This window comes from Marinobacter sp., assembly GCF_052094685.1.
GTDB lineage: Bacteria > Pseudomonadota > Gammaproteobacteria > Pseudomonadales > Oleiphilaceae > Marinobacter.
On record NZ_JBQDKB010000047.1, the window covers coordinates 12,324 to 28,650 of the forward strand.

Genomic DNA, 16,327 nt, shown 5'->3' on the forward strand with positions numbered 1-16,327 from the left:
AAGCATTAATGGCCAGTTTAGACTTGGCGCCGAAAGAGCATAGCTTTGATGCGGCCAATTTCTCTCATTGGATTGAGGCCCTTTGGGCAATAGGCCACGCAATTACCGATCCCCCTGCAGCGAAACACGCTGAACGGGTCTTCCAGTTTTGCCAGTCTTTGGGCGGTTGCTGTGTCCCTCGAGTCGAGCAAAAAACGATGAGCTTGAAGCAGACCTGCGGGCCCCACGTACTTTTCCGGGTTCCACCACCAGGATGGGCAAGCAGAGGAACAGCAGGCGCACAGAATGCACTCATACAAACCATCGAGTTTTGCGCGGTCTTCCGGGCTCTGGAGTCGCTCAATGGCCGGCCGGGGCGTGTCATTGATTAACCACGGCTGAATACTTTCGTACTGTTTGAAGAAAAGCGTTTGATCGACCACCAGATCACGAATAACAGGCATGCCGGGCAATGGTCGGATGGCCAGTTTGGTAGACTTGCCAAGCGCATCTGTTACTCGGGTGATACAGCCGAGCCCGTTGCGACCGTTGATGTTCAAACCATCGGAGCCGCAAACACCCTCACGGCAAGAGCGGCGGAAGGAAAGTGTGGGGTCCACTGTTTTAAGATGCTCCAGAACATCCAAAACCATACGGTTGCGGAAACTCGAATGCACTTCCATGTCCTGCACATAGGGCGCGCTGTCTGTTTCCGGGTTGTAGCGATAGAGCTGAATCGTGATTGTGTCCATGATTTGACCCCTCTTGTTGATATAGAAGTACTAGCAGAGGCGAGTAACTTTCGCCTTTGCATCTATCAATTAAGCGGGTTTCTGAATGACTCAAGTCATTGCCTGGCAAGTGTGAGTTAGCTGTGAAGTTCCTAGGGCGCTTCAGATCGGGCGTGCTTGCCACTATGCTGAGGGGTGCACTATTGTTAGGCCAATGAAACCGGAGAATTCGCAACGCCATGATTACACCCGCAAATACAACGGATAACCGAAAACGTGCCAAAGCCCGGTTGCCCAAAATGATGTTCGACTACTTTGATGGGGGTGCTTTTTCTGAACAGACTCTCAGGGAGAACACCGGGGACTTTCAGCGCCTACACTTTCGTCAGCGGGTTATGCGGGATGTTTCCAGCGCGTCTGCCGCTGCCCACATACTGGGCCAGGATGTCGCACTGCCATTGGTTCTCGCTCCGGTTGGCCTTGCCGGTATGCTTGCGCGGCGGGGAGAAGTGCAAGCGGCTAGGGCAGCGCAAAAAAATGATGTGTCATTTTGCCTCAGTACGGTGTCGATTTGTTCGTTGGAGGAAGTTGCCGATGCCACGGGTCCGGCCAATTGGTTTCAGCTTTATGTTCTGAAGGATCGAGCCTATTCCGAAGCGCTGCTTAACCGTGCCCACAAAGCTGGATACTCCACGCTGGTTTTTACGGTGGATCTCCCCAAGCTGGGCGTAAGGTATCGGGATGTGCGCAATGGCATGAATGGCGGCCTTTCTCCCTGGGGCAAGCTCCAAAAGCTGTCTGATCTGCTTTCCCATCCTCTCTGGCTTTGGGATGTTGCCATTAAGGGCAAACCGCTAACGTTCGGCAATCTCTCCGATGCGGTTCCTTCAGGTCGTAATCCCGAAGATTTCAAAGCTTGGGTTGATAAACAGTTTGATGCATCGGTTACCTGGCAGGATCTGGAATGGGTAAGGCAGCATTGGCCAGGCAAGCTTGTGATAAAAGGGATTATGGATCCTGATGATGCCCGTTCAGCGGTGGGTGTCGGCGCTGATGGCATTGTTGTCTCTAACCATGGTGGGCGCCAGCTAGATGGTGCACCTTCAAGCATTTCGGCGCTGCCAGCCATCGTGGAAGCCGTATCCGGGAAAACCGAGATTCTATTTGATGGCGGCGTGCAGTCTGGTCAAGACATTGTGCGGGCGCTTTGCCTTGGCGCGAATGGCTGCATGGTGGGCCGTGCATGGGCTTATGCCCTGGCAGCTGGTGGCGAAGCGGCTGTGTCTCAGATGTTGGAAAACTTCCGCTATGAGGTAGAGCTGACCCTTGCACTGTTGGGCAAAAATTCGGTAGAACAGTTAGGTCCGGATGATCTTCTCTAACCGGTGTTTGTTTCTTTGAACCACAACACGGAGGTTTGATGATGGAAATTCGAATCAAAAGAGCTTACGAGAGCGCCGCGAATTCTGATGGCCCACGTATTCTGGTCGACAGAATATGGCCACGAGGTGTTAGCAAAGAAGATGCTCAGCTTGAAACTTGGCTGAAAGGTGTAGCCCCGTCTACCGAGCTGCGAAAGTGGTTTGGTCACGATCCCGAAAAATGGAAAGAGTTTCAGCAGCGATTCCTGAAGGAGTTGAAGAAGAAGGATGCCGCTGAGGATTTGGAAGAACTACAGGCGATCATAAAAAAGCACAAGCGTATAACGCTAGTGTTCGCCGCAAAAGACACAGAACACAATAATGCTGTGGCCCTTCGCGATTTTTTAAATAACGACGATTTATAGCTGATTCAGCGCCTGGTTTAGATCTGCGATTAGGTCACTTGCATCTTCTAGTCCAATAGACAGTCGCAGCATGCCGTCGGTGATCCCACGGCGCTCCCGGTCCTCTCGACTGATACTGTGGTGACTGGTATTACAGGGTTGGGAAACCAGGCTTTCCACGCCGCCCAGACTGGTGGCTAGCAGGAAAACTTTCAGGCTGTCGGCCACTTTGGCTGCCTGTTCCCGGCCTCCTTTGATTTCTATCGTTAATACGCCACCGAACCCATTCATTTGCCGGGTTGCTGACGCGTGGCCAGGAAAACTCGGTAAGCCTGGGTAGAGCACCTGTTCGATGACGGGATGATCTGCCATTGCGTTGGCAACTTTCATGGCATTTTCATTGTGCTGTCGTACCCGCACGGGCAAGGTTCTGAGGCTGCGGGAGAGCAGGGCAGCGGTTTCTGGCGCTAGAATCTGGCCAAGGTTTTTTCGCCATAAAGCGATGGGCTTAATACGCTTTGCCGAGGCCATCACAGCGCCAGCGGTGATGTCGCTGTGCCCGCCAAGGAATTTACTGGCGCTGTGAATAGTCAGATCCGCATCCAGTGCCAGAGGACGTTGATTTATCGGCGAGGCAAAGGTGTTGTCTACCGCAAGGAGCGCGCCCCGAGCATGGGCCTGCTCCGCCAGTTTTTGGATATCCAGTATGGCCAACGTTGGATTAGCCGGTGTTTCACAGTACACCAGCATGCCGGGGTTGCTCAGGGCGCTGGCGAGCTGTTCGGGGTTGTGTTGCAGCAAGAAGGTGACGGGAATGCCCAGAGGCTGGAAATTCTTGGTTAGCAATTCCTGCGTTCCACCGTATAAATCCCCCACGCAGACAATGCCGTTACGGCCATGGGCAAACAAGGAGGCTGAAATGGCCGCCATGCCAGAGGCAAATGCCAGCGCATCCTCTGCCTCTTCAAGGCAGGCTAGCCCCTGTTCCAGCTCCCGAATGCTCGGGTTACTGCCCCAGCGGGTGTATAGGTTGCCCGGCGTGCGGCCTTCAATCACATCCAGGAGGGATGCAGTATCTGGAAAGCGGTACGTGGTGGTGTTGTAAACCGGCGAATAAGGGCTGCCAAAGCTGTCCTTGTGGCGGCGGTTATGAATGATCTGAGTTGCTTTGCCCTGTTCTGAACGGGGTTCTGATTTTGGCGTGGGTTTGGGCTCGGAATCGGACGGCATGGGCTCTCCCTGAGTCTGGCTATGGCGTTTAAGCAGAATATCGCAACTTAGTAGGAATTATTTTGGCAGGCTTGGCTTGATCTGACTACCTAGGTGAAATGACTGCCAACATGTGCTGTTGTACTAGGCGCGGCCCGGAGACGGGGTTCTGGCCATCTGTTATGCTGCACGGCTGCCCTGCTTGAGGTAGATGTCTATTATGGGCTGTTGATGCTGGAGTATTCGGTATGCCGGTTATGGTTCAGGCGCTGGTGCCTGTTTTTGCGTTGATTATATTAGGGTATCTATTCCGGCGCTGGGCGTTTCCGTCTATTGAATTCTGGCCACAGGCCGAGCGTTTTACCTACTACGTGCTTTTTCCCGCCATGCTGGTTTTCAAGCTGGGCCAAGCGCGCCTGCCTGCCTCAGCTTATGGCGACACTGCATTGCTTATTGGCTCTATGCTCTTGGCGATGACGCTGGTGTTAGCCGCGGTGCAGCTCTTCTGGCGTTGGCAGGGGTCGGTTTTTTCCTCTGTATACCAAGGCGCTATCCGGTTTAACTCCTACGTGGGTCTTGCAGCAGGTGGAATGTTGCTGGGAGATGAAGGGCTGTCACTGACAGCGGTTGCGGTGGCCATCATGGTGCCGCTGCTGAACCTGCTGTGTATTCTGATGTTCTCATTGGTCGCAACGCAGGGTCCAGTGCGGGTGGGGCCGGTGCTGCGAGCCATTGCATCAAATCCTCTGATTATCGGGTCGGTGCTCGGTGTTATCTGGAGTTTTTTCGAGATTGGTTTTCATCCGCTCCTTGCCGGCACATTGGAGCCCTTGAGTAATCTGGCTTTGCCTATGGGGCTGATGACGGTTGGGGCAGGGCTTCAGCTCAAAGCGCTTCGGGGTGGCTCCGCGCCTTTTGTGGTGTCATCTGTATTGAAGCTTTTGCTGTTTCCGCTGATGGCTGCAGGCCTTGCCATTCTATTGGGCCTTGATGGCACCCTAGTGCAGGTAGCGGTACTTCTGGCCACTCTTCCAACGGCAACATCCGCCTATATCCTGGCTAGGCAATTAGGCGGTGATGCGCCGCTGATGGCCGGTATTATCAGTGGTCAGACGCTTCTGGCCATGGTGTCCATTCCCTTAATGCTCAGCATTCTCTGGTAAGCATTTCAACGCGGCATCGGCGATGCTTTGCTGAAATGCGACATAGCCGTTGGCGGTTGCTTCAACATCGGTGGCCAGTGGGTCCCAGGTGCTAAATTGCACATCCAGCCCCTTGGTGATGGAATGCCACCACTGCCGGTTGAATTGCGGCTCAGTCAATAGGCATGGGTGATTCGCATTGCGTAAGCTGTTCTGCACGCCTGCAATGTGCTTGGCTCCCGGCGAGAGCTCAGGGTTGAGCGTCAGTACACCCTCAACGTTCAGATTGTAGTGCTTTGCAAACCGGGTGAAGGCGCTGTGATACGCAAACAGACTGGCACCTTGCAAAGGCTCAAGCTGCTTTCGGATCTGTCCCTCTTTCTTTGTGATGGACGCCTGAAACTCTTCCAGATTGCGGTCTAGGGTGGGTTTGTCTGCCCCCGTCAGTTGAGCCAGAGAGTCCCGGATAGTTTCCGCCATAGAAATAGCCATTTGGGGGTCTACCCATATGTGCGGATCTTCTCCGTCGCCATGATCATGCCCATGGCTGTGATCGTCATGGTTGTGGTGTTGAGGATCGTGATCAGGTTCCTCGGCGCTTTCGACGTCGTCCTCTGGCGGCATCAGTGCAACTGAGCGCTCACCGAATTCGCTGCCAGTTAGCAGCCGGTTCAAGAATGTCTCCATGCCTGGACCAACCCAGAAAATAACATCGGCGCTTTGCAGTGCCCGCCGTTTTGAGGGCGTCATGGCGTAGTTGTGTGGGCTGGAACCTGGAGTTACTAGGGTGCTTACGTGCATATCTTCCGTTGCTACGGCGCGCACCAGAAGTTCCAGTGGCTTAATTGAGGTAATAATGCGGGTATCTGCGAGGGCATTGCCGCTATACAGTAGGGCGGTGATGCCCAGAGTTAAAGAAATCGCTGATTTAAAGGTGCCCATAAAGATCTGAGTCCTGATGTTTTCTGGAATGTTATAATATTACAGCTATCTTAATGTAATGGCAAAACTTGTAAGCCTACAGATAGGCAGGGCAATGATACGCTTGAGGGTCATGCGAAATAATGCCCGGGCCGGTATAATGCTAAGTTAATCAAACGGCCATCGATTTTCAGGAAGGTTTCATGACTGTACGTACTCGAATTGCTCCATCACCCACCGGTGATCCACACGTTGGTACTGCCTACGTGGCTCTGTTCAACCTGTGTTTTGCCCGGCAGCATGGCGGGCAGTTTATTCTGCGTATAGAAGATACGGATCAGGCGCGTAGCACGGCCGAATCGGAACAGGATATCCTCAAGGCGTTGCGCTGGCTTGGACTTAATTGGGATGAAGGTCCCGACGTAGGTGGGCCGCACGGGCCGTATCGCCAGTCTGAGCGCAAGCATTCCTACGCCCAGTATGCAGAAGACTTAGTGACTGCGGGGCATGCGTTTTATTGTTTCCGTACGCCGGAAGAGCTGGATGTCATCCGTGAAGAGCGTAAGGCGCAAGGCTTGAACCCCGGCATCAAAGGAGATCTGGAGCTGTCTCAGGAGGAGGTTCAGCGCCGTCTGGATGCTGGTGAATCCTACGTAATTCGTATGAACGTGCCGGATGAAGGCATCTGCGAAATTGACGACATGCTGCGGGGCACTATTGAAATCGACTGGGCACAGGTGGATTGCCAAATTCTGCTGAAGTCCGACGGCATGCCGACGTACCACTTGGCTAATGTGGTTGACGATCATTTGATGGAGATCACCCACGTGCTGCGTGGCGAAGAGTGGATTAACTCTGCGCCCAAGCACAAATTGCTGTATCAGTATTTTGGCTGGGATATGCCGGTGCTCTGTCACCTGCCGCTGCTACGTAACCCGGATAAGAGCAAGCTTTCCAAACGCAAGAATCCAACCAGCATCAATTTTTACGAACGCATGGGTTTTCTACCAGAAGCAGTCACTAACTACCTGGGTCGCATGGGCTGGTCTATGCCGGATGAGCGCGAAAAGTTCACGCTGGACGAAATGATCGCAAACTTCGATATCCAGCGCGTCTCCCTCGGCGGTCCGGTTTTCGATGTGGAGAAGCTGCGCTGGCTCAATGGTCAATGGCTGCGTGACGAACTCACGGAAGATCAGTTTATGGAGCGCATGCGTCAGTGGTGGTTCAACGAAGACGCGCTTAAAGCGTTGGTGCCGCATATCAAGGGCAGGGCGGAAGTGTTCTCCGATGTGGCACCCATGGCGCAATTCATGTTCTCAGGCATGTTGGAATTGAAACCAGAAAATTTTGCGCATAATAAACTGGAAGAGAGTCAAATCAAGCGGGTACTTCAGTTCACCTTATGGAGGCTAGAGGCGCAGCGCCACTGGAGCAAAGAAACTATCTTTGCCGACATCAAGTTCTTGGCCAAAGCTATGGATCTGAAAATGGGCGATTTCATGTTTTCAGTTTTCGTCGCCATTGCCGGTACGCCGAATTCCTGGTCGGTTATGGATTCCATGAACGTTCTGGGTCCAGATATGACCCGTGCACGTTTGCGTAAGGCTTTGGAGTTGCTTGGCGGCTTCTCTAAGAAAGAAACCAAGAAAGTGGAAAAAGAGTACGCCGCCCTGGGTGCTTAGTAATCATGTTGGTGAAGAAGTAAGCGGTATGAACAAGGAAGTTCAGAAAACTGAAAAAAAATGTGGTTAAAGGTTGACGCCCACAGGGCGGATCCTTAGTATACGCATCCGTTGAGGGGCCTTAGCTCAGCTGGGAGAGCGCAACACTGGCAGTGTTGAGGTCAGCGGTTCGATCCCGCTAGGCTCCACCAATTTTAGTCCCCTTCGTCTAGTGGCCTAGGACTCCGCCCTTTCACGGCGGCAACAGGGGTTCGAACCCCCTAGGGGACGCCAATACGGCTTGACGGTTTAGTCCACCGGAGAGCCATCAAAAAAACCGCCTTCGGGCGGTTTTTTTGTGCGCAAGTGAAAAGTATCAGCGGGAGGCTATCGCTCCCTTGCCAACACCTTCATAAGCTTTTACCAGAATCGTATCTGAGGGAGAGTCCAGTTTGAGTTGGTCGGCGATATGCGCGGCAATAAATTCAACCGTGGTATCTGTGTTCATCATGTAGACCCGCGCCTCAGGCAGGGTCAGAGCAAACTCCCCTTGGTTGGCCTCATACTCGAAGGTTATATAGGCTACACCATCCTCACCAACGTGACGGTGCACAACATCTTCCTCAGAGCCTACATAGATGTCCTGCCAAAGCTTGGCCCAAGAGCGTTCTAACACTTGATCCCGGTGACCGTTGCGGTCGATGCGAATGGGTGAGCGGTGGCCGTGGGCGATGCGCTGACAGTTTCCCAGATGCTTTTTCAAGCCATGAACGTAGTGATAGTAAGCGCCTTCAATCGCGTCTTCCCGAAGATTGATCTCTACCGAGGTTGCGTTCGCTGGCAGTACGGCCATCAGCTCACGCTCAAGCAGCGCGGCTACTTCGGCTCGAGTAACTTGCTCTGCCTCGAGCCATACGATGGCTTCATCTGGTGAACGGTGCACAATGTGGCTGCCGTCGGTAAGGGCCCAGGTAAAGGTGTCGGGCATGTCCTGATCCCACGAGAGCCCATCGTAGCCTCGTGGAATCACCAGCCGGTGATCTACACGCTCGTCTATTATGCGCTTAATAGTGCGCTTCACGTTGCTGAAATCGAATACCATGCCCTGATCATCAAGCTCGCCTCCAAGCACAACGTCGGCAATCCAGCTTTCTCCTACCAACCCGCGGCTGGGATCCAGGTAAGCGAAATCAATAACGGTGAGGTTGTCTACAAACAGATGGTTCATCTAAATTCCGGGCAGATATGGTTGAATGGTGTGCGGATTCTAGCAAAAATCCGAATGACGTTTTCACCCCTTAATTAGGAGCGACATCATAACTGCCTCTTGCCATGACATCGATCAGGAATTTCCAGCACTTGTTCTGGCAGCGGGGGCTTCGCGACGTTTTGGGCGCCCCAAGGCGTTACTTAGCCTGAGTGAGCGACCTGAAAAGACTGGGCAAGGGCGTACTCTGTTGGACTGTGCTATTGGCCAGGGCAGGTTGCTCAGCACGGATGTCCGTGTGGTGTGTGGTGCCTGGTACCCGCTGGTGCGCTTTCGCTGCCGGGCCCAGCCGTCTCGGTGGGTGCCAGTGGCAGACTGGGAGTTGGGTATGGCGGCTTCTCTAGCCGCAGGCATTCGTAGCCTGGGGCCGAGTGTGAAGGGTGTGTTTGTGCTGGTTGCGGATCAGCCGTTGTTAGACAGGCAGGCTCTTAAGGCGTTTGGCGACGCGGCTCGGTGTTTTCCCAGGCAGCCGGCTGCGGCGGATTATGGTCGGCACCCTGGTGTACCGGCCTATCTGCCTCGTTGGTTGTGGCCCGAAGTGCTGACACTTGAAGGTGATCGGGGCGCAGGTCGTATATTGGCCTTAGCCAATGCAACTCGGTTGGATATTCCGGGTGTCCGTGATGACATAGACACACCGGAAGACTGGCAAAGGATTCGCAAGGCCATTAGCCAAACAAGCCAGCAAGCCAGGCAATTCCCAGGCTGAACACCCCCAGACTGGCGGCCAGCGCTACGGTATAAATTTTGGATGAAGCCGAGCGCTGTTGCGACACAAAAAGATCAATCGTGCGCTGGGCAATGTCTTCAGCTGTTTCACGGGATATTTCGTGAGCCTGCTGTATGGCTTCAGATTGAAGTGTCTGCCAAAACTCGGTGTCGATGGTTTGCACGCTGGTGATGTGGTCTTTCAGTTCAGCCATGTGATCGCTGGTGAAGCCAGAGTTGCGTGAGAGTTCTTTTTTGAGATCGGCAAGCTCACGGCCCAGGTTGAGGTTTACCTCGGCGGCTACTTCGTCTTTCAGATTATGAGTGCGCTGCTCCACCAGCCCGCTCATCGCGTTCAAGCGCTCTTCAATCATACTCTCTTGCTTGCCGCGAGATTCTTCTAGTGCCCGCTTCAAATGATCGAATTGCTCGTCAAACAATGAGCTGAGTAGCTCATGAAGGCGGTTATTAACGTGGGTTTTAACCGCGGAGCGAGAAATTTGTTCAATCAGATCGCTCGTAAGAGGCACAACGCTGGGTGAGGCGTCGCCATTCAGAGCGGGCTTGCTTTCAGCTTGTTGGGGGTTCATGTCCAGCGATGGGTCGTCTGGAATGCCTGTGAAGTTATCGTCTGCTTCTGCCTCTGGCTCTGATTCAAACAAGGGTGCGGCTGGTAAGGCTCCGTCGGTTACGTCGATTGCCAGTTGCTCCAGCACCAACCCAAGGCCGTCCGGCTGTGTTGGTTTGGTCAGGATGTTGTAAACCCCGAAGTTCTTCGCTTCTTTGGTGAACGAAGACGATTTCTGGGAGGTGCACATAATGATTGGTATGCCGGCGGTATTTGGATTGCTCTTGATAGCCTTGGTGGCTTCCACGCCGTTCATTCCGGGCATCAGGTGATCCATGAAGATGACATCTGGGTGTTCATTGCTACTGAGGAAATCCAGGGCCTCTTCGGCAGAGCATGCCATCTTGACCTGCATGTCACGGTTTTCCAGCAATTTGCTTAGAGCAAATCTGGCTACTTTGGAATCGTCCACCAAAAGAGCGTTCTTGATCGCCATCTCACTACCTCAAGCTGTTACTTCAATCGCGTTGGTTATCGGGCTGATATTACCAGCCTTCCAATTTCGGGCACTGTGTTGCCCTGTAGCTTTTGTCCCGATAACACACGCCGGGCTCTGCGGTGCGGGCGGTGAATATCTCGCCGGCCGCGGTGGTCAGGTGTACCTTCCCATAGGGTTCACCGTGGCGAAAAGTTGCTTCGATGGAGCTGCCATTCGGGTTGCGCAGTAAGCCGTTGCCGTGGAACTTGCCTTCGATGTATTCGCCTTCGTATTTTTTGCCATTGGCAAACACTTCCGAGCCGCTGCCATGGAAGGTGCCATTGGAAAAATCACCTTCATAGTGGCGGCCGTCTGGATAGGTGAGGGTGCCACGCCCGTGGAAGTCGCTGTTACGGAACCCGCCCACATATAGCATGCCGCCGGCCGTTGTCAGGGATCCATGGCCGTTCAGCCGGCCCTGAGACCATTCTCCGGTCAGAATATCACCATTGCCAAGCGTGAGCGTGCCCTGGCCGTGAAATGCATTTACTCGGAATTGGCCGGTATAGCTGGAGCCATCTGCTTCGCGCCATACGCCTTCGCCGGTGCGGCTGCCATTCTCCCAATCACCCTCATAACGACTGCCATCTGGGTACCAGGCTGTCCCTGTTCCGTGAAAATTACCGTCTACAAAATGACCTTCGTATTTGAGGCCATCGCTGTCTTTGTATGTTCCATCACCGGTTTTTACGTCACCGAGCCAATCGCCATTGCGGTAGTTAACGGTGGTGTAGGCTTCCAGTATGCCCAACAGCGTTAACTCATTGCCTGCATCGAGAGCGACACGCTGGTGCCAGGGCTTGAAGCCGGCTTTGCTGATCGTAATGTCATACTTGCCAGGTGCCAGTTCAAGATCCAGGCGTGTCTCACCATAATCCTTGCCATTGATCTCAACATGATCCCCTGCCACATTTGAGCGTAGAATAAGAGCGCCTGTTGTTGGTGCCGGCTCTGTAGTTGCGGCCAGTAGAGGCTCTTCGGGAAGTTCTGGCATGCTGAAAGGCTTGGTATGTACGTTTGCCTGCTCGGGCAAAACTTCAGGTTCGGCCTGCGCTTGTGCTGTTTCAGCGACAGGCGCGGGAACCGGTGCCGGAATGTTGGCGACAGTTTTCTTAGCGTTCTGTGCCAGCGGTTTGTTGACAGGATTAGGCCGTTGTTTTTCTTGTACCGATCGCTGAGCGGCATCGGCGATTGGCTGTTCATGATGAATAGACGCAAAGCCGGCGGTTACCAAAAGCATAAGGGCCAGAGCATTCAAAAATAGAAGTGGTCTGAAATCGACCATGGCGGAACCTCTTAATCCTGCATTCTACAAATTCGGTAGCTGTTTCATCTTAACCAGTGAGGGCTCAGATCTGTAACAGAAAGTGCCTGAACTTGACGAGAATGCCGGCCAAATCACACTTTGGCCGGAAGTTGATCATGATTGAGCTGTTCCCACGCCCGCATGTACACATCGGCCTCGTACGCATAGGGCGACTTAAACGGTGTGAGAATGAAATCAAAAATCAGAAAGAAGAAGCCAATAGAGGCCCAGGCAATGGCCAGAGTGCTGAGCGTTGTAGCCTGAACTTCGGGATTGGCGTTCACAAAATCCTGGAGCAGGGGGATAAGGTCCGACGCCATCACAACCGGATTGAAACTGGATAGCACGAAGGGTACCCAGAAGGCCATAAAGACCGGGAAGAAGCCGAACGACCACAGCAGGCGGCGGGCAAAATAGATAACGACCTCGCGCCAGAAGCGTTGCCTGACTTCCGGGGATTGACGGATACGCTCCAGGTACCGACGACGTTCTGCCCAATAGACGGCTACTTCGGGAGCCTGCGAGGCTGTTACTGGGCCTGAAGATGTGCTCATGGATCTGGTTGTTACCTTTTCGCTGTGGGACGCATACATGATAATTGATACTACGTGTTACCCTGTCATTCTCCAATTGTTTAACGACAGGATAGTTTGAATGACTGCAGTGATCGATAACCCAACCCATCCGGCTTTTGAGAAGCTTCGCAGTCACCGGATCGATACGCTCAATCTTGATGTTGAAGAGTATCGCCACAAAAAAACCGGTGCCCGCCACCTCCATCTTGCGGCGGATAATGAAGAAAACGTCTTTTTTGTGGCACTCAGAACCTTCCCGATGGATTCGACTGGCGTTGCCCATGTGCTTGAGCATACGGCCTTATGCGGCAGTGAGCGCTATCCTGTTCGCGATCCGTTCTTTATGATGATTCGCCGTTCTTTGAATACGTTTATGAACGCGTTCACCAGCAGCGATTGGACGGCTTATCCCTTCGCGAGTATGAACCGCAAAGATTTTGATAATCTGCTATCGGTTTATATGGACTCGGTGTTTTTCTCCAAGCTGGATCCGTTGGACTTTGCTCAGGAAGGTCATCGCCTGGAATTTGAAAAGCCGGACGACCCAAGTACCGACTTGGTGTACCGGGGCATTGTGTACAACGAGATGAAAGGTGCCATGAGTGCGCCCACCTCACAGCTTTGGCAGAACCTGAGCAGCCACCTGTTCCCGACGACCACCTATCACTACAACAGCGGTGGCGAGCCAGATCATATTGTTGATCTGAGTTACGACGATCTGATTCGTTTTTATAAGCACCATTACCATCCAAGCAACGCGATTTTTGCCACCTACGGCAATATCCCGGCCCATGAGCATCACGAGCGGTTTGAAGAGCTCGCGCTTAAGCGTTTCGACAAGCTGGATATCGAGCTGCCAGTGTGCGATGAAAAGCGCATGTACGCGCCGGTACGCGTGGAACAAGGCTATGGCGTGAATGAAGGTGAAGACACAGCCAACAAAACTCATATTGTTGTGGGTTGGTTGTTGGGTCACAGCTTTGATTTACAAGAAAACCTCGAAGGACAGTTGCTGTCTGCCGTATTGCTGGAAAACAGCGCCTCGCCGCTGATGCGGGTACTAGAAACAACCGATATTGGTCTCGCGCCTTCGCCCATGTGCGGTCTGGAGGATTCCAACCGGGAAATGACCTTTGTTTGCGGTATTGAAGGCAGTGAGCCGGAGAGGCAAAAAGACCTCGAGGCACTTCTCGAAAACACGCTGCAAAAGGTGGTCGAAGAGGGCGTAAGCGAAGAGCGGCTGGAAGCGATTCTTCACCAGTTGGAACTGCATCAGCGTGAAATTGCCGGAGACAGCTTCCCTTATGGCCTTCAACTGATCATGAGTGCGATTGCCCCCATGGTTCACGGTGGCGACCCGGTTGAGTTGCTTGATTTGGAACCGGTTTTGGCAACTTTGCGGGAGAAAATCCGCGACCCGCAGTTCATCCCGAACCTCATTCGTCGCAAGTTGCTGGATAACCCGCACCGGGTAACGCTCACTTTGCGCCCGGATGACCAGTTGGATGCACGTCGCCAACAGGCAATTAGCGAAGCCCTGGCAAAGCGCAAAGCTGAGCTATCTAGCGAAGAAGTCGCACAGATTGTTGAGCGCGCGCAAGCACTGGAAGAGCGCCAGATGCGCAAGGATGATGACTCCATCCTGCCGAAAGTGGATCTGACCGATGTGCCGCTGCAAATGCCGGAACCGGAAAGTCGCTTTGATGGCGATATCTCTGCCACCGTTTTTGCGCGCGGCACTAACGGACTGGTTTACGAGCAGGTGGTTCTCCCTCTACCGGCGCTGAACGAAGAAGAATTATTGCTGCTGCCGTATTACAGCGCCCTGATTTCTGAAGTGGGTTGTGGCGACCTGGACTACCTGCAGATGCAGGATAGAATTTCGGCAGAATCTGGTGGTATTGGCGCCTCCTTTACCGCCAAAGGCCGTATTGATGACGTTCAAGATCTCACGGGCTATATGATATTCAGCGGCAAAGCGCTGGCTCGTAACCGGACCGTGCTGACTAAGCTACTTCGGGATGTGTATACCAGTGCCCGGTTTGATGAAAAAGATCGTATCCGGGAAATCATGGCCCAGATCCGCGCCCGCCGAGAGCAGGCGGTAACGGGAAGTGGCCATGCGTTGGCCATGGGGGCTGCAGCCCAAGGCGTGAGCCCAGGTGCTTGGCTGTCGTTCCGGCTTGGTGGCTTGGCTGGTATTCGGGGCACTAAAGAACTGGATCAGTCCCTGAAGGATCCGGCTGCCCTTGACGAGTTCTGCCAACAGCTTGCGAGCTTGCACAGCCGAATTCGCAAGCAAGCGCGAGAATTCCTGGTTATTGGTGAGGAGGAGCATCTTCCCGCTTTGATCGACGACCTTAAATCTTGCTGGAAGAGTGACAAAGGCGCTGAATCGTCGCGCTGGAGCATGGAGCCCGTAAGTTTTGTGACTCGCGAAGCTTGGCTAACCTCCACGCAGGTAAACTTCTGCGCCCGTGCATACAGCACCGTGCCGATAGATCATCCTGATTCAGCTGCGCTAACCGTGCTTGGCGGCTTCCTGCGCAACGGGTATCTGCATAGAGCCATTCGCGAAAAAGGTGGCGCCTATGGTGGTGGGGCGGCCCAAGATAGCGTGAATGGCAACTTCCGCTTTTTCTCGTATCGAGATCCGCGCCTGGTTGAAACGCTTGAAGATTTCGACAATGCGCTGGTATGGCTTCAGGAAACTGATCATGAATATCAGGAGCTGGAAGAGTCTATTCTCGGGGTGATTGGTCAGCTTGATCGTCCGCGTTCACCCGCTGGCGCTGCTCGCCACGCCTTCCATAATAGGCTGTTTGGGCGCAGCCCAGAGCAACAGGCACGTTTTCGGGAGCGAGTGTTGTCAGTAACACTTGATGACCTGAAGCGGGTTTCCGCGACTTGGCTGGTGCCGGAAAAGGCGAGCACAGCTGTTGTCACTGGCCCCGAGAATCGAGGCCTTGTGGAAGGGCTTGGCTTGAATATTCAGGAACTGTAAGTAAAGAGCAGGCAGGCCGGTAGCGGTCTGCCTGCATGTACAGCACTCGGACTTTTAGCGGTTCCGCTTCAAGCCGGTGGTGACCATGATACGGGTCGAGATTTCTTCTACAGAGTAGGCCGTTGTGTTCAGGAACGGAATGCGCTCCCTCCGGTACATCAATTCAATCTCTTCAATTTCAAGCATGCACTGCTTTATGGACGAGTAGCGAGAGTTAGGGCGCCGTTCATTGCGAATGGTGGCCAGTCTCTCAGGCTCAATCGTTAGGCCAAAAATTTTTTCTTTGTGAGGCCGAAGCGCCAAGGGCAGTTGCTGATCCAAAAGATCCTCTTCGGTAATCGGATAGTTGGCAGCTTTAACGCCGTATTGGAGTGCAAGATACAGGCAGGTGGGGGTTTTTCCGCTGCGAGAAGCGCCCACAAGAATTAAATCCGCCTCATCGTAATGCCGCGTGCGGGCACCGTCATCGTTATCCAGAGCAAAGTTTACAGCGTGGATGCGGCGCTCATAAACCCCTTCGTTGTTGATCGCATGGGATTTGCCAACGGAATAGGATGAAGCCGACTGCAATTCCTTTTCCAGCGGGTTCAGGAATGTCCCGAAAATATCCACCATAAAACCTTGAGCGTCCGAAATAATGTCACGGATGCTGCTGTCCACGATAGTGTCGAAAATCAGCGGTCGCGCGCCATCGGTTTCTGTCGCTTTGTTTATGCGTTTAACCATGTCCCAGGCTTTTTCAACGTCGTCGATATAGGGTACGGTTACACGCTCAAATTCAATTTTTTCGAATTGGGCCAATAGGCTATGTCCGAGAGCCTCGGCGGTTAGCCCAGTGCCATCGGAAATAAAGAAGGCTGTACGTTTCATGGTGTTGTTCCGGCTCCCTAGGTAAAATCCGAAGGTTACAGTATCATACACGCCAAGTTCGAGACTCCGCAGTGGTTGTT

The 16,327-nt window shown here is 53.3% G+C and carries 14 protein-coding genes and 2 tRNA genes; 8 read left to right on the forward strand and 8 right to left on the reverse strand.

What is annotated here, in order from left to right; genetic code table 11:
- Window positions 1-17: 17 nt before the first annotated feature.
- Window positions 18-731, reverse strand: a complete 714-nt coding sequence (locus ACTH3S_RS10840) for a succinate dehydrogenase iron-sulfur subunit (RefSeq protein WP_441809028.1) — start codon at window positions 729-731, stop codon at window positions 18-20.
- A gap of 218 nt (window positions 732-949) precedes the next feature.
- Between ACTH3S_RS10840 and ACTH3S_RS10845 the strand changes: the two genes are divergently transcribed.
- The gene (locus ACTH3S_RS10845; RefSeq protein ID WP_441809029.1) at window positions 950-2,092 is read left to right on the forward strand and encodes an L-lactate dehydrogenase; all 1,143 of its coding nucleotides are present in this window, start codon (window positions 950-952) and stop codon (window positions 2,090-2,092) included.
- A gap of 38 nt (window positions 2,093-2,130) precedes the next feature.
- Complete coding sequence (locus ACTH3S_RS10850) at window positions 2,131-2,496, forward strand: DUF488 domain-containing protein (RefSeq protein WP_441809030.1); 366 nt, start codon at window positions 2,131-2,133, stop codon at window positions 2,494-2,496.
- Here ACTH3S_RS10850 and ACTH3S_RS10855 read toward each other — a convergent pair.
- Complete coding sequence (locus ACTH3S_RS10855; RefSeq protein WP_441809031.1) at window positions 2,491-3,705, reverse strand: trans-sulfuration enzyme family protein; 1,215 nt, start codon at window positions 3,703-3,705, stop codon at window positions 2,491-2,493. The two genes, ACTH3S_RS10850 and ACTH3S_RS10855, sit on opposite strands and share 6 nt — an antisense overlap.
- Window positions 3,706-3,932: 227 nt before the next feature.
- Between ACTH3S_RS10855 and ACTH3S_RS10860 the strand changes: the two genes are divergently transcribed.
- Window positions 3,933-4,847, forward strand: coding sequence for an AEC family transporter (locus ACTH3S_RS10860; RefSeq protein ID WP_441809032.1), 915 nt, complete (start codon window positions 3,933-3,935; stop codon window positions 4,845-4,847).
- Here ACTH3S_RS10860 and ACTH3S_RS10865 read toward each other — a convergent pair.
- Window positions 4,824-5,768 (reverse strand): zinc ABC transporter substrate-binding protein, encoded by a 945-nt coding sequence (locus ACTH3S_RS10865; protein ID WP_441809033.1) that lies wholly within the window; start codon window positions 5,766-5,768, stop codon window positions 4,824-4,826. The two genes, ACTH3S_RS10860 and ACTH3S_RS10865, sit on opposite strands and share 24 nt — an antisense overlap.
- 182 nt (window positions 5,769-5,950) lie before the next feature.
- Here ACTH3S_RS10865 and gltX point away from each other — a divergent pair, with 182 nt between their 5' ends.
- From gltX to ACTH3S_RS10880, 3 genes are all read left to right on the forward strand, one after another.
- Window positions 5,951-7,432, forward strand: coding sequence for a glutamate--tRNA ligase (gene gltX / locus ACTH3S_RS10870; protein ID WP_441809034.1), 1,482 nt, complete (start codon window positions 5,951-5,953; stop codon window positions 7,430-7,432).
- 115 nt (window positions 7,433-7,547) lie between these two features.
- Window positions 7,548-7,623: transfer RNA gene (locus tag ACTH3S_RS10875), tRNA-Ala, on the forward strand.
- A gap of 6 nt (window positions 7,624-7,629) precedes the next feature.
- Window positions 7,630-7,705: transfer RNA gene (locus ACTH3S_RS10880), tRNA-Glu, on the forward strand.
- An 82-nt stretch (window positions 7,706-7,787) separates the two neighbouring features.
- Here the strand turns inward: ACTH3S_RS10880 and ACTH3S_RS10885 are convergent.
- A complete protein-coding gene (locus tag ACTH3S_RS10885) occupies window positions 7,788-8,639 on the reverse strand; it encodes a 6-carboxytetrahydropterin synthase (protein ID WP_441809035.1) in 852 nt (283 codons plus the stop codon).
- A 136-nt stretch (window positions 8,640-8,775) separates the two neighbouring features.
- Between ACTH3S_RS10885 and ACTH3S_RS10890 the strand changes: the two genes are divergently transcribed.
- Window positions 8,776-9,387, forward strand: a complete 612-nt coding sequence (locus ACTH3S_RS10890) for a nucleotidyltransferase family protein (protein ID WP_441809040.1) — start codon at window positions 8,776-8,778, stop codon at window positions 9,385-9,387.
- On the opposite strand, the gene ACTH3S_RS10895 is transcribed toward ACTH3S_RS10890, so the two are convergent.
- The 3 genes from ACTH3S_RS10895 to ACTH3S_RS10905 all read right to left on the reverse strand — a co-directional run bounded on the left by ACTH3S_RS10895 (window position 9,347) and on the right by ACTH3S_RS10905 (window position 12,352).
- Window positions 9,347-10,450, reverse strand: a complete 1,104-nt coding sequence (locus ACTH3S_RS10895) for a response regulator (RefSeq protein WP_441809036.1) — start codon at window positions 10,448-10,450, stop codon at window positions 9,347-9,349. The genes ACTH3S_RS10890 and ACTH3S_RS10895 overlap by 41 nt on opposite strands.
- Window positions 10,451-10,499: 49 nt before the next feature.
- A complete protein-coding gene (locus ACTH3S_RS10900) occupies window positions 10,500-11,777 on the reverse strand; it encodes a PEGA domain-containing protein (protein WP_441809037.1) in 1,278 nt (425 codons plus the stop codon).
- 113 nt (window positions 11,778-11,890) lie between these two features.
- Window positions 11,891-12,352, reverse strand: a complete 462-nt coding sequence (locus tag ACTH3S_RS10905; protein ID WP_441809038.1) for a hypothetical protein — start codon at window positions 12,350-12,352, stop codon at window positions 11,891-11,893.
- A 100-nt stretch (window positions 12,353-12,452) separates the two neighbouring features.
- On the opposite strand from ACTH3S_RS10905, the gene ACTH3S_RS10910 reads away from it, so the two are divergent.
- Window positions 12,453-15,377, forward strand: coding sequence for an insulinase family protein (locus ACTH3S_RS10910; protein ID WP_441809039.1), 2,925 nt, complete (start codon window positions 12,453-12,455; stop codon window positions 15,375-15,377).
- 54 nt (window positions 15,378-15,431) lie between these two features.
- On the opposite strand, the gene ppsR is transcribed toward ACTH3S_RS10910, so the two are convergent.
- Entirely contained in the window at window positions 15,432-16,247 is an 816-nt protein-coding gene (gene ppsR / locus ACTH3S_RS10915) for a posphoenolpyruvate synthetase regulatory kinase/phosphorylase PpsR (RefSeq protein WP_441809041.1), read from the reverse strand.
- Between the last annotated feature and the right edge of the window lie 80 nt (window positions 16,248-16,327).

Coding starts and splice junctions, on each gene's coding strand:
- ACTH3S_RS10905 (WP_441809038.1), bottom strand. CDS start 12,352: ATGAGCACATCTTCAGGCCCAGTAACAGCCTCGCAGGCTCCCGAAGTA.
- ACTH3S_RS10865 (WP_441809033.1), bottom strand. CDS start 5,768: ATGGGCACCTTTAAATCAGCGATTTCTTTAACTCTGGGCATCACCGCC.
- ACTH3S_RS10910 (WP_441809039.1), top strand. CDS start 12,453: ATGACTGCAGTGATCGATAACCCAACCCATCCGGCTTTTGAGAAGCTT.
- ACTH3S_RS10840 (WP_441809028.1), bottom strand. CDS start 731: ATGGACACAATCACGATTCAGCTCTATCGCTACAACCCGGAAACAGAC.
- ACTH3S_RS10860 (WP_441809032.1), top strand. CDS start 3,933: ATGCCGGTTATGGTTCAGGCGCTGGTGCCTGTTTTTGCGTTGATTATA.
- ppsR (WP_441809041.1), bottom strand. CDS start 16,247: ATGAAACGTACAGCCTTCTTTATTTCCGATGGCACTGGGCTAACCGCC.
- ACTH3S_RS10845 (WP_441809029.1), top strand. CDS start 950: ATGATTACACCCGCAAATACAACGGATAACCGAAAACGTGCCAAAGCC.
- ACTH3S_RS10900 (WP_441809037.1), bottom strand. CDS start 11,777: ATGGTCGATTTCAGACCACTTCTATTTTTGAATGCTCTGGCCCTTATG.
- ACTH3S_RS10855 (WP_441809031.1), bottom strand. CDS start 3,705: ATGCCGTCCGATTCCGAGCCCAAACCCACGCCAAAATCAGAACCCCGT.
- ACTH3S_RS10850 (WP_441809030.1), top strand. CDS start 2,131: ATGATGGAAATTCGAATCAAAAGAGCTTACGAGAGCGCCGCGAATTCT.
- ACTH3S_RS10885 (WP_441809035.1), bottom strand. CDS start 8,639: ATGAACCATCTGTTTGTAGACAACCTCACCGTTATTGATTTCGCTTAC.
- gltX (WP_441809034.1), top strand. CDS start 5,951: ATGACTGTACGTACTCGAATTGCTCCATCACCCACCGGTGATCCACAC.
- ACTH3S_RS10895 (WP_441809036.1), bottom strand. CDS start 10,450: ATGGCGATCAAGAACGCTCTTTTGGTGGACGATTCCAAAGTAGCCAGA.